Source organism: Kiloniella litopenaei (genome assembly GCF_000982415.1).
Lineage (GTDB): Bacteria > Pseudomonadota > Alphaproteobacteria > Kiloniellales > Kiloniellaceae > Kiloniella > Kiloniella litopenaei.
The window spans coordinates 1-560 of sequence record NZ_LANI01000071.1; the positions used below are offsets into that span (position 1 = coordinate 1).

Below are 560 nucleotides of genomic sequence, written 5' to 3' on the forward strand. Positions count from 1 at the left end.
TTGCACAGGAAAGTAGCTGTAATGTTTCATCAGATGTAACTTCTACAGCACCGATTTTTTTAAGTTTTTGATTGAGATCATCAAGTGTCTTCATAAACAATGTCCTTTATTTAATTAGCATCAAGCTCTTCGGCAAAGCGGTGCTTTTGCCTCTGAGTTTGATCGAAATATTTGAGAATTTTTGGTTTATTTTTGAAAAATTTAAACATGATTGCTTCTCCTTTCACGCAAGGGAAAGAAAGGAGAAGCGGTTATGTTCAATGATTACGCCTAATTTGCGTTATCTAGGACAACCCCTATTATATAAACGAGCTGAACGGACAAAATAATGCAACGAGTAAAGGTACAATCAAGCGACAGGTCGGCTGTAATCACAAAAGCTGTAATTCGCGCCGGTGATCAACTCGGTCTTAAGCAAAAAGAAATTTCCGATATTCTTGGTCTTTCTGAAGCGACTATTTCTCTCATGAAAAAGGGCGAATACTTTCTATCAGAAGAAAAGAAAGACTTTGAGATCGCAGCTCTATTAATTCGGTTGTTTAGAAGCTTGGATGCGATTG

At 37.3% G+C, this 560-nt stretch carries 1 protein-coding gene; it reads left to right on the forward strand.

What is annotated here, in order from left to right:
* Window positions 1–328 precede the first annotated feature (328 nt).
* The coding region (locus WH95_RS20155) for an antitoxin Xre-like helix-turn-helix domain-containing protein (RefSeq protein WP_046510248.1) at window positions 329–560 on the forward strand (232 nt) is incomplete at its 3' end.